General features: G+C 72.9%; 15 protein-coding genes. 10 read left to right on the forward strand and 5 right to left on the reverse strand.

Translation table 11 applies throughout. The features are described 5' to 3' along the window. Positions 1-336 precede the first annotated feature (336 nt). The 4 genes from ACIOWN_RS11875 (at position 337) to ACIOWN_RS11890 (ending at position 5,361) form a co-directional block, all read left to right on the forward strand. Positions 337-1,701: an extracellular solute-binding protein gene (locus ACIOWN_RS11875; RefSeq protein WP_362347986.1), complete on the forward strand. Its 1,365-nt coding sequence runs from the start codon at positions 337-339 to the stop codon at positions 1,699-1,701. Positions 1,702-1,706: 5 nt separating this feature from the next. Beyond that, positions 1,707-2,717, forward strand: coding sequence for a sugar ABC transporter permease (locus ACIOWN_RS11880; protein WP_362347988.1), 1,011 nt, complete (start codon positions 1,707-1,709; stop codon positions 2,715-2,717). Between the two features lie 12 nt (positions 2,718-2,729). After that, the gene (locus ACIOWN_RS11885) at positions 2,730-3,641 is read left to right on the forward strand and encodes a carbohydrate ABC transporter permease (RefSeq protein WP_362347990.1); all 912 of its coding nucleotides are present in this window, start codon (positions 2,730-2,732) and stop codon (positions 3,639-3,641) included. Between the two features lie 283 nt (positions 3,642-3,924). Continuing rightward, the gene (locus ACIOWN_RS11890; RefSeq protein ID WP_362347992.1) at positions 3,925-5,361 is read left to right on the forward strand and encodes a GH1 family beta-glucosidase; all 1,437 of its coding nucleotides are present in this window, start codon (positions 3,925-3,927) and stop codon (positions 5,359-5,361) included. 95 nt (positions 5,362-5,456) lie between these two features. On the opposite strand, the gene ACIOWN_RS11895 is transcribed toward ACIOWN_RS11890, so the two are convergent. Both ACIOWN_RS11895 and ACIOWN_RS11900 read right to left on the reverse strand, forming a co-directional pair. Beyond that, positions 5,457-6,857: a sensor histidine kinase gene (locus ACIOWN_RS11895; protein ID WP_401981828.1), complete on the reverse strand. Its 1,401-nt coding sequence runs from the start codon at positions 6,855-6,857 to the stop codon at positions 5,457-5,459. Continuing rightward, on the reverse strand, positions 6,854-7,558 hold the full coding sequence (locus tag ACIOWN_RS11900) for a response regulator transcription factor (RefSeq protein WP_100569217.1): 705 nt from the start codon (positions 7,556-7,558) through the stop codon (positions 6,854-6,856). The genes ACIOWN_RS11895 and ACIOWN_RS11900 overlap by 4 nt, the downstream gene beginning before the upstream one ends. Before the next feature lie 140 nt (positions 7,559-7,698). Between ACIOWN_RS11900 and ACIOWN_RS11905 the strand changes: the two genes are divergently transcribed. Further along, positions 7,699-8,250 carry a hypothetical protein gene (locus tag ACIOWN_RS11905; RefSeq protein WP_401981831.1) on the forward strand — a complete coding sequence of 184 codons (552 nt, stop codon included), beginning with the start codon at positions 7,699-7,701 and terminating at the stop codon, positions 8,248-8,250. A 38-nt stretch (positions 8,251-8,288) separates the two neighbouring features. Here the strand turns inward: ACIOWN_RS11905 and ACIOWN_RS11910 are convergent, their stop codons facing one another. Both ACIOWN_RS11910 and ACIOWN_RS11915 read right to left on the reverse strand, forming a co-directional pair. Beyond that, positions 8,289-9,158: a spermidine synthase gene (locus ACIOWN_RS11910; RefSeq protein WP_401981834.1), complete on the reverse strand. Its 870-nt coding sequence runs from the start codon at positions 9,156-9,158 to the stop codon at positions 8,289-8,291. Between the two features lie 93 nt (positions 9,159-9,251). Further along, positions 9,252-9,632: a hypothetical protein gene (locus tag ACIOWN_RS11915; protein ID WP_362347999.1), complete on the reverse strand. Its 381-nt coding sequence runs from the start codon at positions 9,630-9,632 to the stop codon at positions 9,252-9,254. A 342-nt stretch (positions 9,633-9,974) separates the two neighbouring features. Between ACIOWN_RS11915 and ACIOWN_RS11920 the strand changes: the two genes are divergently transcribed. Beyond that, entirely contained in the window at positions 9,975-11,408 is a 1,434-nt protein-coding gene (locus ACIOWN_RS11920; protein WP_362348001.1) for a hypothetical protein, read from the forward strand. Positions 11,409-11,418: 10 nt separating this feature from the next. Here ACIOWN_RS11920 and ACIOWN_RS11925 read toward each other — a convergent pair whose 3' ends face one another. Further along, entirely contained in the window at positions 11,419-12,027 is a 609-nt protein-coding gene (locus tag ACIOWN_RS11925) for a histidine phosphatase family protein (RefSeq protein ID WP_362348003.1), read from the reverse strand. 224 nt (positions 12,028-12,251) lie between these two features. Here ACIOWN_RS11925 and ACIOWN_RS11930 point away from each other — a divergent pair, with 224 nt between their 5' ends. The 4 genes from ACIOWN_RS11930 to ACIOWN_RS11945 form a co-directional block, all read left to right on the forward strand. Then, positions 12,252-13,250, forward strand: a complete 999-nt coding sequence (locus ACIOWN_RS11930) for a phosphatase PAP2 family protein (RefSeq protein WP_362348005.1) — start codon at positions 12,252-12,254, stop codon at positions 13,248-13,250. Beyond that, a complete protein-coding gene (locus tag ACIOWN_RS11935; RefSeq protein ID WP_401982134.1) occupies positions 13,162-14,334 on the forward strand; it encodes a hypothetical protein in 1,173 nt (390 codons plus the stop codon). Before ACIOWN_RS11930 ends, ACIOWN_RS11935 begins: the two co-directional genes overlap by 89 nt. Then, positions 14,325-15,929, forward strand: coding sequence for a hypothetical protein (locus tag ACIOWN_RS11940; protein WP_401981839.1), 1,605 nt, complete (start codon positions 14,325-14,327; stop codon positions 15,927-15,929). Before ACIOWN_RS11935 ends, ACIOWN_RS11940 begins: the two co-directional genes overlap by 10 nt. 44 nt (positions 15,930-15,973) lie before the next feature. Continuing rightward, positions 15,974-17,313: AAA domain-containing protein (locus ACIOWN_RS11945; protein ID WP_401982136.1), on the forward strand; the 1,340-nt coding region annotated here is incomplete at its 3' end.

The raw sequence follows: 17,313 nt of genomic DNA on the forward strand, positions 1-17,313 counted from the left end.
CCTTGGCCTGGAATGTAACAGTCTCCCGAGAACGCACGCCGTGCCCGGGGCCGCCGCGGCGGCCTCCGGGGAAGGAGCGGCTCCGCATGTCCGGGACGCGAACCTCACCCTTCCGCGTTAGCTAACAGGCCGATAACTGAACGCATTTGTCCTCGCTCACACCCTTGACACCCCCGCTCGAACCCGCGACTCTTCAACACATCACTGGTGGGAGCGCTCCCACAGTACCTGACACATACACAACCCGCACGTTCCCCGCCCGAGCCGCAGCGAGTAAAACGGGCCCAACATGCAGTTGGCCGGGGGGTCGGCACGTCAGGGCAACAGGAGGACGCAATGCGAGCACGTTTCCTCGCCCCTTCTCGGCTTCGTCCGAGTGGGGGCACACCCATCGCCCGCAAGGCGGTGGTCCTGGCGGCAGCCGCGTCGCTGGGGGCCGGGCTGCTGGCCGGCTGCTCCAGCGACAGCGGAGACAAGGCCGGCTCGTCCGGCGGCGGTGGCAACGGCGGTGACAAGGTCACGATCACCTTGGGGCTCTTCGGCACCATGGGCTTCAAGGAGGCCGGCCTCTACACCGAGTACGAGAACCTGCACTCCAACATCAGGATCCAGGAGAACGTCACCGAGCGCAATGAGAACTACTACCCGGCGCTCGTCAACCATCTGACCACCAACAGCGGCCTGATGGACGTCCAGGCCATCGAAGTCGGCAACATCGCCGAGGTCGTCGCCACCCAGGCGGCCAAGTTCGAGGACCTCTCCAAGGCCTCGGGCGTGGACAAGAGCAACTGGCTGGACTGGAAGTGGCAGCAGGCCACCACCAAGGACAACCAGACCATCGGCCTCGGCACCGACATCGGCCCGATGGCGATCTGCTACCGCAAGGACCTCTTCGAGCAGGCCGGTCTGCCCACCGACCGCGACGAGGTCGGCAAGCTCTGGGCGGGCGACTGGAACAAGTTCGTCGCGGCGGGCGAGAGGTTCAAGAAGAAGGCGCCCAACGGCACCTACTTCATGGACTCCCCCGGCGGTCTGATCAACGCGATCCTCAGCAGTGAGAAGGAGAAGTTCTACGACGCCTCCGGCGACGTCATCTACAAGAAGAACCCCGCCGTCAAGAACGCCTTCAACCTGACGGCCAAGGCCGCCCAGGAGGGCCTGCTCCAGTCGCAGACGCAGTTCCAGCCGGCCTGGGACCAGACGATCGCGAACAGCAAGTTCGCCACCGTCGCCTGCCCGCCGTGGATGCTCGGCACCATCAAGGGCAAGTCGAAGCCGGACGCGGCCGGCAAGTGGGACGTGGCCGTGCCGCCGAAGGGCGGCAACTGGGGCGGTTCCTTCCTGGCCGTGCCCAAGAGCGGCAAGCACGTGAAGGAGGCGACGGACTTCATCACCTGGCTGACGGCTCCCGAGCAGCAGGCGAAGCTGTTCGCCGTCCAGGGCAGCTTCCCGAGCGCGCCGGGCGCGTACACCATGCCGTCGGTGACCGACGCGAAGAACGAGATGACCGGTGACGCGCCCATCGGCAAGATCTTCGCGGAGGCCGCCAAGTCCATCCCGGTCCAGGTGATCGGCCCGAAGGACCAGATCGTCCAGCAGGGTCTGACGGACAACGGTGTCTTCCTCGTGACGAAGGGCAAGTCGCCCGCCGACGCGTGGACGACGGCCACCAAGACCATCGACAACAACCTGGAGAAGTGACCGGTATGGCCACCCGGCACGACACCGCCGCGCCCCCCGAGGAGGGGGGCGCGGCCCCGGGCCGCCCGGCGGAGACCGACGCCGCCGACGCGGAGCACCGGCGCCGGGCGCGGCTGTCCCGCCGCTGGCAGCGGGACATGCGGTGGAGCCCGTACGCGTTCGTCTCGCCGTTCTTCCTCCTGTTCGTCGCCTTCGGGCTGTTCCCGCTGATCTACACCGCGTGGGCCTCGCTGCACACGGTGGAGCTGACGGCGCCGACCGACATGGAATGGGCCGGGCTGCGCAACTACACCCGGATCTTCGACGACGAGTTCTTCTGGAACGCGGCGCGGAACACCCTGACCATCGGCATCATCTCCACGGTCCCGCAGCTGCTGATGGCGATGGGACTGGCGCACATCCTGAACTACCGGCTGCGCGCCACGACCTTCTACCGGGTCGCGATGCTCGCGCCGTACGCGACCTCGATCGCCGCCGCCTCGCTGGTCTTCGTGCTGCTCTTCGGCCGCGACTACGGGATGATCAACTGGGTGCTGCACTCGGCCGGCTTCGACAACGTCGACTGGCAGAACGACAAGTGGCCCTCCCAGATAGCCGTCTCCACGATCATCATCTGGCGCTGGACGGGCTACAACGCGCTGATCTACCTCGCGGCGATGCAGGCCATCCCGAACGACCTGTACGAGTCGGCGGCCCTGGACGGCGCCAACCGGTTCCGGCAGTTCTTCCACGTCACCCTTCCGCAGCTGCGCCCGACCATCCTGTTCACCGCCGTGGTGTCGACCATCGGCGCCAGCCAGGTCTTCGGCGAGCCGCTGCTGTTCGACGCCAACAAGGGCGCCTCCGGCGGTGCCGAGCACCAGTTCCAGACGCTGGGTCTGTACCTGTACGAGCAGGGCTGGGTGAACCAGCACCTGGGCCGGGCCTCCGCGATCGCCTGGACGATGTTCCTGATCCTGATCGTGATCGGCGTGGTCAACTACGTCATCTCGCGCCGGCTGCGCGCCAGTAGTTAAGGAGTACCGGCCGTGACGACGACGACCCTGACCGAACCCGAACCCGAGACGCCGACCGAGGCGCCCCGCCGGACGCGCCGGCCCAAGGCCGCCCGCGCGGGCGGACAGCTGCACGCCGGCCCGATCGCCTACGTGATCCTGGCCCTGTTCACCATCGGCTCGCTGTTCCCGCTGGTGTGGACGGCGATCGCCGCCTCCCGGAACAACAACCGGCTGGCGCAGACCCCGCCGCCCTTCTGGTTCGGCTCGAACCTGACGCACAACCTCCAGGTCGCCTGGACGGACGCCAATCTGGGCAAGGCCTTCGTCAACACCACGATCGTGGCGGGGACCTCCGCGGCGACGGTCGTGTTCCTGTCGACGATCGCCGGCTTCGCCTTCGCCAAGCTGCGCTTCAAGGGCCGGGGCGCGCTGATGCTGATCGTGATCGGCACGATGATGGTGCCGCCGCAGCTCAGCATCATCCCGCTGTACATGATGGTGGCCAAGCTGGACTGGACCGACCAGTTGCAGGCAGTGATCCTGCCGTCGCTGGTCAGCGCGTTCGGTGTGTTCTTCATGCGGCAGTACCTGCTTCAGGCGCTGCCGGACGAGATCATCGAGGCCGCCCGGGTGGACGGCGCGAGCAGTTGGCGCGTGGTGTGGCACGTGGTGTTCCCGGCGGCACGTCCCGCGATGGCCGTGCTGGGGATGCTGATGTTCGTGCAGACCTGGAACGACTTCCTGTGGCCCTTCCTGGTCCTGACCCAGACCGGCAACCCGACCGTGCAGGTCGCCCTCGCCGGCCTGGGCCGCGGCTACACCCCCGACCAGTCCCTGATCATGGCGGGCGCGCTGCTCGGCACACTGCCGCTGCTGCTGGTCTTCGCGATCTTCGGCAAGCAGATCGTGGGCGGCATCATGCAGGGCGCGGTCAAGGGCTGACGCCCGCGACCGGTCCGCACCCGCCCGCGACCGTCCTCGCGGCGCCCGCGACCGTCCTCGCGGCGCCCGCGGCCCGTCCGCGTCCGCGTCCGCGCGGCGGCCCGGCCGCCGCGCACGCCCCGCCTGTCCCGGGGCCGGGTCACCGTGGTCCCGGCCCCTCGCCCCTTCCGTTCCCCCTGCCCCCTACATCCCCTTTCCCGCTGTTTCCTCCGCCCACATCGATCCCTGTCCACCTCCCCTTTCGAATCGTCGGTCTTTCACGACCACCTATGGGAGCGCTTCCATGTCTGAGTCCGCACAGCCGGTGACCCCGGTGACCTTTCCGCCCGCATTCCTCTGGGGCGCCGCGACCTCCGCGTACCAGATCGAGGGGGCGGTGCGGGAGGACGGCCGCACGCCCTCGATCTGGGACACCTTCAGCCATACCCCGGGCAAGACCGCCGGAGGTGAGACCGGTGACATCGCTGTCGACCACTACCACCGCTACCGCGACGACGTGGCCCTGATGGCGGACCTGGGCCTGAAGGCCTACCGCTTCTCCATCTCCTGGCCACGGGTGCAGCCCACCGGCCGGGGCCCCGCCGTCCAGGTTGGCCTGGACTTCTACCGCCGTCTCGTGGACGAGCTGCTGGACCACGGGATCAAGCCGGCGGTCACCCTCTACCACTGGGACCTGCCGCAGGAACTGGAGGACGCGGGCGGCTGGCCCGAGCGCGAGACCGCGCTGCGCTTCGCGGAGTACGCGCAGATCGTCGGTGAGGCGCTCGGCGACCGGGTGGAGCAGTGGATCACCCTCAACGAGCCGTGGTGCAGCGCCTTCCTGGGCTACGGCTCCGGGGTGCACGCGCCGGGCCGCACCGAGCCCGCGGCCACGCTGCGCGCGGCCCACCACCTCAACCTGGCCCACGGCCTGGGCACGCAGGCGCTGCGGTCGGCGATGCCCGCCCGCAACTCGGTCGCGGTCAGCCTCAACTCCTCGGTGGTCCGCACGGTCTCGAAGGACCCCGCGGACCTGGCGGCGGCCCAGAAGATCGACGACCTGGCCAACGGGATCTTCCACGGCCCGATGCTGCACGGTGCCTACCCGGCCACGCTGCTGGAGGCGACCTCCTCCCTCACGGACTGGTCCTTCGTCCAGGACGGCGATGTGCGCACCGCCCACCAGCCGCTGGACGCGCTCGGTCTCAACTACTACACGCCGGCCCTGGTGTCGGCGGCGGACACGGCGCTGGAGGGCCCGCGGGCCGACGGCCACGGGGCGAGCGAGCACTCGCCGTGGCCCGGCGCGGACGACGTGGCGTTCCACCAGACGCCGGGCGACCGCACCGAGATGGGCTGGACCATCGACCCGAGCGGCCTGCACGAGCTGATCATGCGCTACTCCCGCGAGGCACCGGGGCTGGCCCTGTACGTCACCGAGAACGGCGCCGCCTACGACGACAAGGTGGACGCCGACGGCCGCGTGCACGACCCGGAGCGCGTCGCCTACCTGCACTCGCACCTGGCGGCGGTGCGCAGGGCCATCACGGACGGCGCGGACGTCCGCGGGTACTACCTGTGGTCCCTGATGGACAACTTCGAGTGGGCCTACGGGTACAGCAAGCGGTTCGGCGCGGTCTACGTCGACTACAGCACCCTCGCCCGGATCCCGAAGTCCAGCGCCCACTGGTACGGCAGGGCCGCCCGCACCGGGGAGCTGCCGTCGCCGGACGCCGTCTGACGGCCCGTCCGGCCCACAGCGCGTCCCGGCCGGCTCGGGGGTGAACCGGCCGGGACGCTTTCCCCCCTGAGCGGCCGCACGGTGGGAGCGGCCGCTCAGGGAAGGGACCGGGTACGGCCGAGGCGTGCGGCCGATCTGCCCGGCCGGCGGCGGCGCACCGCTCCCCGGTGTCCTGAGCGGACCGGGGAGCGTGCGTCGAGCTGGATCCAGATCCGCACCTCCGTGCCGCCGAGCACGGAGGAGCCGATCCGCACGTCCCCGCCGGTGGACTCCGCGAGCCTGCGCACGATGTCCAGGCCGAGCCCCGTGGAGCCGTCGTTCCCCGATCCGCGCCCGCGCAGTATCGCCGCGTCCGGGTCGGGTATGCCCGGTCCGGCGTCGGAGACCAGCACGATCACCGCGTCGTCGCCGTTGTGCACGTCGACGGCGAACGCGGTGCCCTCGGCGGTGTGCCGGAAGACGTTGCCGAGCAGGGCGTCCAACGCGGCCGCGAGGTCGGCGCGGGCCACGGGTATGCGCACCGGCCGCTCGACGCCGGCCAGCCGCCACTTGCGGCCCTCGTCCTCGGCGAGCGCCGACCAGAACTCCATCCGCTCGCGGACGACTTCGGCCGCGTCGCACCCTGCGCCCGGGCCGGCCGCCGCCGTCTGCGGCTTGGCCTCCCGGGCGGTGCGGATGATCGTGTCGACCTCCCGCTCCAGCTGGGCGACCGCCGTCCGGGTCTGCTCGGCGGCGGGCCCGTCTCCGAGCGAGGCCGCGTTCAGGCGCAGCACGGTCAGCGGCGTACGCAGCCGGTGGGACAGATCTGCCGCCAGTTCCCTTTCGTTCGCGAGCAGTTGGACGACCTGGTCGGCCATGGAGTTGAACGCGACCGCCGCGAGCCGCAGTTCGGTCGGTCCGTCTTCGGGCACCCGGGCGCCCAGCCTGCCCTCGCCCAGTTCGTGCGCGCCCTCGGCCAGCCGCTGCGCGGGCCGCACCATCCGTACGCCGAGCCGGTCGGCGACGGCGACCGAGCCGACGACGAGCGCCGCGCCCACCCCCGCGAGCACCGCCCAGGCCGTGCCCACGCCCTTGCCGACCTCGGCCTCGGGGACGTAGACCTCGACGACGGCGATGGCGCCGGAGCTCAGCGCGACCGGCTGGAGCAGCGTGGATCCGCCGGGTACGTCGGCGGTGGAGGCGCGGCCCGTCCGCCGCACGGTCGCGATGTCCTCGCCGGTGGCCCGGGCACGGCCGATCTCGACGGCGGCGCCGTCGCCGGCCGGTACGTGCACCGCCATCCGGGCGTCGGAGCCCGCCGAGGCGACGACCCGCTCCAGCGGCTCGCGCTCGGTGGTGATGGACAGGGCGGGCGCGACCGCCGCGGCCTGGCGCTCGGCGTTGGAGAAGGCGCGGTCCCGGGCCATCTCCTGGATGACCAGGGCGAGCGGGACGGCGAAGGCGATCACGACCATCGTGGTGACCGCGAGGCAGACCTTGACCAGTGCCCATCTCATCGCGGCGGCTCCCCTCCGGGCGGCTCCAGCTTCACGCCCACACCCCGCAGGGTGTGCAGATAGCGGGGCCGGGCGGCGGTCTCGCCCAACTTCCGCCTGAGCCAGGACAGATGGACGTCTATCGTCTGGTCGTCGCCGTAGGACTGCCGCCACACCTCGGCGAGCAGCTCCTTGCGCGCCACGACCACTCCCGGCCGTCCGGCGAGGAAGGCGAGCAGGTCGAACTCACGGCGGGTCAGGTCCAGCCGTACGCCGTCCAGCTCGGCCTGGCGGCGCAGCGGGTCGACGGTCAGGCCGCCGACCCGGAGCACGGTGGATGGCGGCTGCCCGCCGGTGGCGGAGCGGGCCCGGCGCAGTACGGCGGCCATGCGCGCGGACAGGTGCTCGACGGAGAACGGCTTGGTCAGGTAGTCGTCCGCCCCGGCGTTGAGCAGCCGGACGATCTCCGCCTCGTCGTCCCGGGCGGTGGCGATGATGACAGGCACGTCGGTGATGCCGCGCAGCATCTTCAGCGCCTCGGAGCCGTCCAGATCGGGCAGTCCGAGATCCAGTACGACCAGGTCGAAGCGGAGGTGGGCGACCTCGCGCAGCGCTTCGAGCGCCGTGCCGACGCTGCGCACGGTGTGCGAGGCGTCGGTCAGGTGCCGGATGAGCGCGGAGCGCACGAACGGGTCGTCCTCGACCACGAGAACACTTGCCATGCGCCGCACCGTACGCCATGCGGGCGGGCCCGGCTGGGGCCTGTGGACAACTCCGCCCGGGCTCCGGCCGCCTGTGGACAACCTCACCCCGGCCGGCGTTCCCGCGACACCATGGGGACGGGTGGGGCAGGATGGCGGCGATGCTGAGAGGACTCGTACACCTGCTGGCGTGGTCGCTCGCCACGGGCGCGGCGGCCACCCTGTCGTGGTGGGGCGTCCACACGGTGATGGCGGGCACGGCCTACGATCCGCCGCGCGCCCTGCCCATCACCGCGGCCGAGGTGGCGCCCCGTCAGGAGTCGGCGGCGGCCGCCTCCCCCACCCCCACCCCCACCCCCACCGCTCCGCCGACCGCGTCCAGGACGCCCTCCGCCAGTCCGAGCGTGCCGTCCGGCGGGCCGGCGGTGTCTCATGTCCCCTCCCGGCCGGCGCGCCCCGCGAGCGGTCCCGCCCCCTCCCCCACCGCGTCCGGCCAGGTGCGGAGTTACGACACCGAGGGGGGCCGGGTGGTCTTCGACCTCGGCGAGGTCTCGGCGAACCTGGTCTCCGCGACTCCGGGCACGAACTGGTCGATGCAGGTGTGGAAGACGGAGACCTGGATCCGCGTCGAGTTCACCTCCGGCACGGACCGGGTGTCGGTCATCTGCGCCTGGCACGACGGGCCGCCGCATGTTGAGGTCGGCAACTACTAGAGCGGTGGTCCGGGTTGGGTGGGCCCGTTCCGGCCGGATCAGCGGAAGGCGTTCGGCGGCGGGGCCGGTGAGGCGACCGCCGCGGTGTCGGTGACCGGTGCGGCCCCTCCGGTGAAGTCGGTGAGGGCGCGTCCGTGTTCGACGCGGCCCGGGTGCGAGTCGGTGGCGGCCCGGCGGGTCAGTTCGGCGACCGGCAGCGGGAGGTCGCAGGCCACGAGTACCGCGTTGCCGAAGCGCCTGCCGCGCAGCACGGTCGGGTCGGCGACCAGCGCGAGTTCGGTGAACCGGGCGGCCGCGGTGGCGATCTGGCCGCGCAGATGGGCCAGCGGCGGGCCGTCGGCGAGGTTGGCGGCGTAGACACCGCCCGGCTTGAGGACCCTGCGCACCCCGTCGAGGAACTCCGTCGAGGTGAGGTGGGCGGGCGTACGGGCGCCGCTGAACACGTCCGCGATGACCAGGTCGGCCCAGCCGTCCGGCACTTTGGCGAGACCCTCGCGGGCGTCCGCAGACCGCACCCGAAGACGGGCTCCGGAATCCAACGGCAGCTCGCGACGCACCAGTTGGACGAGGGCCGCGTCCCGCTCGACGACCTGCTGGGTGGAACGGGGCCTGGTGGCGGCGACGTAGCGGGCCAGGGTGAACGCCCCTCCGCCCAGGTGCACCGCGTGGACGGGCCGGCCGGCCGGTGCGGCGAGGTCGATCACGTGCCCGAGCCGGCGCTGGTACTCGAAGGAGAGGTACGCCGGATCGTCGAGGTCGACGTAGGACTGCGGGGCGCCGTCGATCAGCAGGGTCCAGGCCCGCGCCCGCTCCCGGTCGGGTATGAGCTGTGCGAGCCCGCCGTCGACCTGTTCGGCGACGGCTTCGACGGCTCCTCGCCCGCGGCGGGGGCTCCTGGTCCTTCCCATGGGGCCATTGTCGCAAGGCGGCGCGGTGTGCCACCCACAGGCGGCGGGATCCGTTGACGGGCGTCGGGCGTCCGGGCGGGTGGGGCGCCGGGGTCAGCAGCAGCTGTCCGCCGCCTCGATCATCCGGGCCGCCTCCCCCAGCGCCCGCCGCAGCACCGCGGGGTCCGTCGCGAGGTCGGCCTCGCCGGGCGGGACCAGCCAGTCCGAGCCCTCCACAGGCGACTGGGGGGCCGGCCGCAGTCCCCGTCCGTCGGTCCCGGTGCAGGTGCTTCCGGGCACGTCCCAGGCCGCGGCCGTGCCCGCAGGCACCACGAAGCCGAGCGTGTCGCCCCCGTCGTCGTGCAGTACGGGGCCCACCGCGTCGCCCGGCCCGCGACGCAGGATGTCGACCGCCTCGAGCCCCTGCCGGGCCGGCACCGTGACGACGTCGCACGGGGGCGGGGTACAGGGGTCGGCACTGCGCGGGGTTTCCATCCCGGCCTCCATCACGAAAATCCCTCCTCGTGAACGAGCGGGCCCGTGAACCCGGCGGCTCCCGGCCCACGGGGTTCAACGCGGCAGGGCGTCAACGGCTACGGGCGAAGTCCGCCGTGAAGAGTGGCACTTCATGGCAGATCACGGTTGAGATATCCGGTTTGTAGCCAAACACAGCGTGTCCGGGCGGACACAACAGGTACTTTCTTGCTCGCCGGAAACAGGGCGTCACCCGGACGACCAGGACGACTCGGGCGGCGGGTGACGCGGACGACCGGATGACTCGGGCGACTTCCCCTGGGTCCGGCATGGTTCGACGGTTCGCACGGAGAGGGCCCGGCCATGACGTCGTCGACGGTGACCTCGTCTCACTCCCCCCGCCCGCCACGGCCGAATCTCGCCTTCCGGCGGCTGCGCGGACAGCGCTCGCCGGCCGAGTTCGCCGCGGCGGTACGGCGGGCCGCCCACGAGATCGGTGAGCGGGTCAGCTGTGACGCCCGCTACATCGGCCGGGTGGAGGCGGGTGAGATCCGTTGCCCCAACTACGCCTATGAACGTGTGTTCTTGCACATGTTCCCGGACCGCACCCTGACCGACCTGGGGTTCGCCCCCCGGTCGGCCGTTCGGGGACGCGCCTCGCGCGCCGTGCCCGAGGCACGGGCGGGGGACGGCCCGTACCACTCCGCCGATCCGCCGGACCCGTACGACCCGCACGATCCGTACCACCCGCACGAAGTCCACGAGAACCACGAGGAGAGCGACGTGCTGCGTCGCGCATTCATGACCCGCGGGGGCGCCACGGTGGCCGCCGCCTCGCTGGGCCCCCTGGGACCCGCCTTCGACGCCTGGGCCGCGGACCGCCCCTGGCGCCGCGCCGGCGCGAGCGACGCCGGTGCCGTCGAAGAGGCCGTCCGCAGGATCCGGTTGCTCGACGACCGGCACGGAGCGGACGGTCTCTACCGCCGCGCGGCCGCTCCGCTGCGCGCCGCCTACGCGCTGCTCGACGCCGGCACGACCCGGCAGACCACCGCCGACCGGCTGCACTCGGGCGCGGGTGAACTGGCCATCTCGGTGGGCTGGCTGGCCCACGACTCGGGGCGTTTCGACGACGCGCGCTCGCACTACGCCGAGGCGCTGGCCACCGCGCGCATGACCGGTGACCCGGCCCTGGAGGCGCACGCCTTCTGCAACACCGCGTTCCTCGCACGGGACGCCGGGCGGCCCCGCGAGGCGGTACGGGCGGCGCAGGCCGCACAGCGCGTCGGGCGCGGGCTGGGCTCGGCGCGGCTGATGTCGCTGCTCTCGCTGCGGGAGGCGGGCGGCTGGGCCGGGCTCGCCGACCGCACCGGCTGCGAGCGGGCGCTCGCGCGGGCGCGGGCCCTGTACGACCGGGGCGCGTCGGACGCCGATCCCGAGTGGATGAGCTTCTACGGCGAGGCCGAGCTGGCGGGGCTCGAGGCGCAGTGCTGGTCCACACTGGGCGACTGGCCGCGGGCGGCCCGGTACGCACGGCGTGCCACGCAGCTTCAGGATCCCCACTTCACGCGGAACATCGCGCTCTACACGGCCGAGCTGGCCGACGACCTCGCGCGCGGGGGCCGGCCGGACGAGGCGGCCGCCGCCGGAATGCGGGTGCTGGACCTGCTGGACCAGGTCCAGTCGTCCCGCATCCAGACGATACTGGCGGGAACGGCACGGGTACTGCTCCCGCACCGCCGGGCGACCGGCGTCTCCGTCTTCCTGGAAAGGCACGCGAGCGCCCCTCGGCCGGTGTGACGACCCCGGATCACCCGGCGGCCGGCTGGGCGAGGTGACCCACGTCGTTCCAGTGTTCGAAGGCCGGTTCTCCGTAGGCCCAGCCCAGTACCGACAGCGATGTGGGGTTGAGACGGATGCGGGCCGCGAAGTCGAGCGGCAGGCCGAGCCACCGCGCGCCGATCGACCGCAGGATGTGGCCGTGGGCGAAGACCAGGACGTCGCGGTCCTCGGCGCGGGCCCAGGCCACCACCTCGTCGGCGCGGGAGGTCACCTCGGCGAGCGTCTCCCCGCGCGGGACCCCGTCGCGCCAGATCAGCCAGCCGGGCCGTTCGGCCTGGATCTCCCCTGGCGTCAGGCCCTCGTACGCGCCGTAGTCCCATTCCATCAGCGTGTCCCAGCACATCGCGCGGTCGCCGAAGCCGGCGAGCTCGCACGTCTCACGCGCGCGTACCAGCGGGCTGGTGCGGACCTCGACCCCGGGCAGGCCGTCGAAGGGCGCCCGATGGAGCCGTTCCCCGAGCAGCTTGGCGCCGTGCCGGCCCTCCTCCAGGAGGGGAACGTCGGTCCTGCCGGTGTGCCTGCCGGACAGCGACCACTCGGTCTGTCCGTGGCGGGCCAACAGGATGCGCGGTGCCATGGGGAACCTTCCGGAAAAAAGTCGGATCTTCGGACGGAATTCGTCCATCATCGCGCACGCCGTCCGGCGGCAACCCGGGGGGCGGTCCCTGCGTCTATCAGCTCCGGGGGCACCCCGAGGTGGCCACGTCGGACACCGTAAAGTGGCACGACCGTCCGGGCACCGCCGGACAGCGCAGTGACAAAGCAGCGACAAAAGCAGCGACAAAGGGGGAGGGGCATCGGATGCCGCAGACCGAGGCACCGGCACGGCGCACCGAGACGGCCCCGCACAACCGGCCACGCTGGTGGACCGAGCTGCCGCTGATCCTGCTGGTCTACGGCTGCTACTCGGCGGGCCGGCTGCTGGCCCGCGGCGACGTCACCACGGCCGTCGACCACGGCCTGGCGATCCTGCGGGTCGAGAAGCTGCTGCGCCTCAACGCGGAGCACCCCCTCAACCGCCTGTTCACCCGTGAGCCGTGGCTGGGCGTGCCCGCCGACTTCTGGTACGCGTCGCTGCACTACCTGGTCACCCCGGTGATCCTGGTGTGGCTGTTCAGAGCGCGCACCACGCACTACCGGGCGGCCCGCACCTGGCTGATGACGTCCACGTTCATAGGACTGATCGGCTTCACCCTGCTGCCCACCTGCCCGCCCCGCCTGCTCTCCCCGGAGCACGGGTTCGTGGACACGATGGCCCAGTACAGCTCGTACGGCTGGTGGGGCGGTGAGGCCAGCGCGCCGCGGGGCATGGGTGGCATGACCAACCAGTACGCGGCCATGCCGAGCCTGCACGTGGGCTGGGCCCTGTGGTGCGGGGTGATGCTGTGGCGCCACGGCGGCACGCGCACGGCGAAGGCGGCGGGCGTCGCCTACCCGTTGCTGACCGCGCTGGTCGTGATGGGCACCGCCAACCACTATCTCCTGGACGCGGCCGCGGGCGTGGCCGTCATGGGGGTCGGCCTGCTGCTCGCGCCGTTCGTGATGCGGGGCGCGGACCGTGCCAAGGCACTGCTGACACCCGGCGCCACGACCGTCCCAGAGGGCTCCGGTGCCGCGGGGTCCCCGATTGTCAGTGGTGGATGCCAGACTTCGGCGGGTGAGCGAATTCCACGGCAGCGCGAAGCACGGTTCGGTCCCGGAGCCGAACCGGGTGCCGTCCCCGAGGACGCGGGAGACGGCGCTCAAGCCTGGGGCCTTGCCGGCCCGAGCGACGTCGAGAGCTTGGGCAAGGCTCGCTGAGCTGCGCGGTCCCGGCGTACCGCCCCGGGCGCTCGACGCCCGTGCCCTGGCCGCGCTCGCCGCGAACCCCGGCTGCGGACGGCGTGCGGTCCTGGACGGCGCGGGCGTGGACAAGGCGGCGCTCGCGGAGGCGCTGGGCGCGCCCGCCGTCTTCGGGCAGTCGCAGTTCGCCTTCATGCGGGGCAACGCGTTCGAGGCGCGGGTCAAGGCGGACGGCGGCGCCGAGCTGCTGAGGCTGGCGCACACCAGGCTGGACCCGGGCGCCGAACCGCCGCGGGAGGGCCGGGTGCCCGACCTGAGCGCCGTCGGCCCCGAGGGGCGTACGGCGCGTACGGCGCTGGCGCTGCGCGAGGCCACGCAGGCGGGCACCTGGACGCTCCTCGACCACCCGATGCTCGCCCTGGAGGTGGCCGGCTCGCCCGTCCATCTGGAGCCGGACGCGGTGGTGGTGCACCCGGACGGGAGCTGGACGGTGGTGGAGATCAAGTCCTTCCCGATGCTGGACGGCTCCGCCGACCCGGCCAAGGTGGGGGCGGCCGCCCGGCAGTCGGCGGTGTACGTGCTGGCGCTGGAGGACGTCGCCGCGCGCCTCGATCCCGCCCCGCGCGTGCGGCACCGGGTGCTCCTGGTGTGCCCCAAGGACTTCTCCAACCTGCCGACCGCGTCCGCCGTCGACGTCCGCAAGCAGCGCGCGGTGACCGCCCGCCAGCTGACCCGGCTGACCCGTGTCGAGGACATCGCCGACGCCCTGCCCGAGGGCGTGTGCTTCTCCCCCGAGCTGTCCACAAAAGAGCTGACGGCCGCGGTGGAGGCGGTCCCGGCGACGTACGCGCCCGAGTGCCTGGCCGCGTGCGAGCTGGCCTTCCACTGCCGTACGAGGTCCCGCGAGCGGGGGGCGGTGACGGCGCTGGGCCGCTCGGTCCGCACCGACCTGGGCGGCCTCTCGACGGTCGAGGACGTGCTGGCGGCCGCGCACGGCGAGGCGGGCGACCCGGACGACCCGGCGGTGGCGGCGCTGCGCCGGGCCGCCGCGCTGCGGGCCGAGGCCCTGGATGCGGCCGGGCGGGAGGCGGTGTGTCGCTGATCGCCACCCTGGGCCGGCTGGAGGCCGTGCGGTCCGGGCGGGCCCAGCCCGCCGCGACCGTCCGGCACCGGCACCTGTCGGAGCGGCCGCTGGTGTTCGTGCCGCTCATCACCGCCGGTGAGGCGGGCGCCCCGCTCGGCGCGCTGGTCGGCACGGACCGTGCCGCGCCGCGGCTGCTGGCCGTGCCGCAGCCGCGCGACCGCGACCTGCGGTTCGCGTTCCTGGCCGAACTGGCCGACATCGTCCTGCCGTACATCGACTCCTTCGCCGGCGTGGTCGAGGCCGCGGAGCGGAGCGAGACCGACCCGGAGAGCGGCAGGCGGGTCAAGGTCGAGGTGGAGCTGTGCGCGGACGCGCCCCAGCTGATCGTGCCGAGCCGCGCGGGCATCGACTTCGTACGGCTGCTCGGACGCTCGATGCGCTTCCGCCGCACCGCCGAGCAGGACCCGGAGACCCCGCATCCGGCGCCGCCGCGGGTGCCGTTGCTCGGGCGGTGGCTGACCCACTTCGGGGAGCGGGCGCGGGTGCCCGGTTCCTCGCTGCTGCCGGCGATGACCGACCTGCTGGCCCAGCACTGGACGACCGGCCAGTCCAGCCTGGAGGACCAGCATCTGGGGGCGCTGCTGGCGTGGATCGCCCCGCCGGACGGCGCGTCGGGTGCCGAGGCCGCGCTGCGTGCCGAGCTCGCCCGCGCCTCCGACGGCCAGTTGGAGTGCCCGCCCGCGGGCCCCGCCACCGATCCGGCCTTCGACAACAAGCTGCTGGCGCCCGCGATCGAGCGCTACGACCGTGCGCGCACCGCGCTCGCCGCCGCCGAGGACGGCATGGAGGCCGACGCGCGGCTCGGCGCCCTCGCCGAGGCCGAGCGGCACATCCGCGACCTGGTCGAGAAGTGCGCCCGTCCCACCTGGGACAACGTCTGGCGCGGCCTCGACCTGCTGCGGACACTGCCCGAGGGCGCGCACGTCGATGAGCGCTGGACGCGCGACCGCTGGTCGTTCACCGGCCACCGCGACCGGGTGCTGGCCGGGGAGCCGCCGCAGCCGCGCCGCGACGACGCGGTGACCGCGGCGAACAAGCTGGCCACGCGCGAGCGTGAGCAGGCCCGTCTGGAGGCGCAGGAGGCACTGGACGACCCGCTGGTCATGGCGGGGCGGCGGCTGGCCGGGGAGGCGTTCGCGGGCGAGGTCACGGACGTCGTCATGGCCTACAGCGAGGGCAAGCGGCCCAGTCCGCGCCCGCTGGTCACCGTGCGCACCGACGACGGGCCGCATCTGGGCGAGCGGGCCAGGGTGTACCGCTCGTTGGACGGCAAGCCGCAGTCGGCGGAGTTCGTCGCCTGCGAGGAGGACACCGCCGGGGGGACGGTCGTCGTCCTGCGGATCCTGGACAGGATGGGCCGCGGCAAGGAGCCCGCGGCCGGTTCCGTGCCGGACAAGGGCGACCGTCTGTGCTTCACGCTGTTCGAGCACGAGCAGCGCGGCGGCGCGAAGCTGCCCGACCCGGAGCAGACCCCATGGACGCACGGCGGCCCGCCGGGCGAGGAGAGCACGCCGGAGGCCCCGGACCCGGTGACCGAGGAGGATCTTCTGTGACCGCCCCCGCACAGGATCCCGCGGTCGGCTCCGCCGGCCTCCGGATGCCCTTCGACCCCGGGGCGGCGGCCGCCCGCGCGACCGACGCGATCCTCCGCGACACGCTGCACGGCACGCACCGCGGGGTCGTCGTCGACTCCCCGCCCGGCGCGGGGAAGTCGACGCTGGTCGTGCGCGCCGCGCTGGAGCTGGCCGCCGCCGGACGGCCGCTGATGGTGGTCGCGCAGACCAACGCCCAGGTCGACGACCTGGTGCTGCGGCTGGCGGAGAAGAACCCCGAACTGCCCGTGGGCCGGCTGCACAGCAGCGACGCCGACGCGTACGACAAGGCGCTCGACGGCCTGCCGAACGTACGGAAGTCGGCGAAGGCCGCCGACCTCGCGGGACTCGACGTGGTCCTGTCGACCGCCGCGAAGTGGGCGCATGTAAAGGTCGACGAGCCGTGGCGGCACGCGATCGTCGACGAGGCGTACCAGATGCGCTCGGACGCCCTGCTCGCGGTGGCCGGGCTGTTCGAGCGGGCGTTGTTCGTGGGCGATCCGGGTCAGCTCGACCCGTTCGCGATCGTCGGCAGCGAGCAGTGGGCGGGTCTGTCCTACGACCCGTCGGCGTCCGCGGTGACGACGCTGCTGGCCCACAACCCGCGGCTGCCCCAGCACCGGCTGCCGGTGTCCTGGCGGCTTCCGGCGTCGGCGGCGCCGCTGGTCTCCGACGCGTTCTACCCGTACACGCCGTTCCGCAGCGGCACGTCGGCCGGGGACCGGCGGCTGACGTTCGCGGTCCGCTCGGACGGCTCCGGTCCCGACCGGGTGCTCGACGAGGCCGCCGAGTTCGGCTGGGGCCTGCTGGAGCTGCCCGCGCGGCACACTCCGCGCACCGATCCGGAGGCGGTACGGGCGGTGGCGACGGTCGTACGGCGGCTGCTGGAGCGGGGCGGGGCGGCCGTCTCGGAGCTCCCCCAAGCTCTCGGCTCCGCTCGAGCAGGGGGGACCCCCATGCCGGAACCGGCGCCGCTGACCGCGGACCGGATCGCCGTCGGCACGGCGCACCGCGACCAGGCGGCCGCCGTGCGCGCGGCGCTGGCGGAGCTGGGCGTGACGGATGTCACCGTGGACACGGCGAACCGGCTCCAGGGCCGTGAGTTCGACGTGACGGTCGTCCTGCACCCGCTGTCCGGGCGCCCGGACGCCACCGCCTTCCACCTGGAGACCGGCCGCCTGTGCGTCCTCGCCTCCCGCCACCGGCACGCCTGCGTCGTGGTCTGCCGCGCGGGCGTGACCGACCTCCTGGACGACCACCCGTCCACGGAACCGGTCCAACTGGGAGTGACGGTGAAGTTCCCGGACGGTTGGGAGGCGAACCATGCCGTGATGGCCCACTTGCG

The sequence above is a fragment of the Streptomyces sp. NPDC087787 genome (genome assembly GCF_044743035.1).
Lineage (GTDB): Bacteria > Actinomycetota > Actinomycetes > Streptomycetales > Streptomycetaceae > Streptomyces.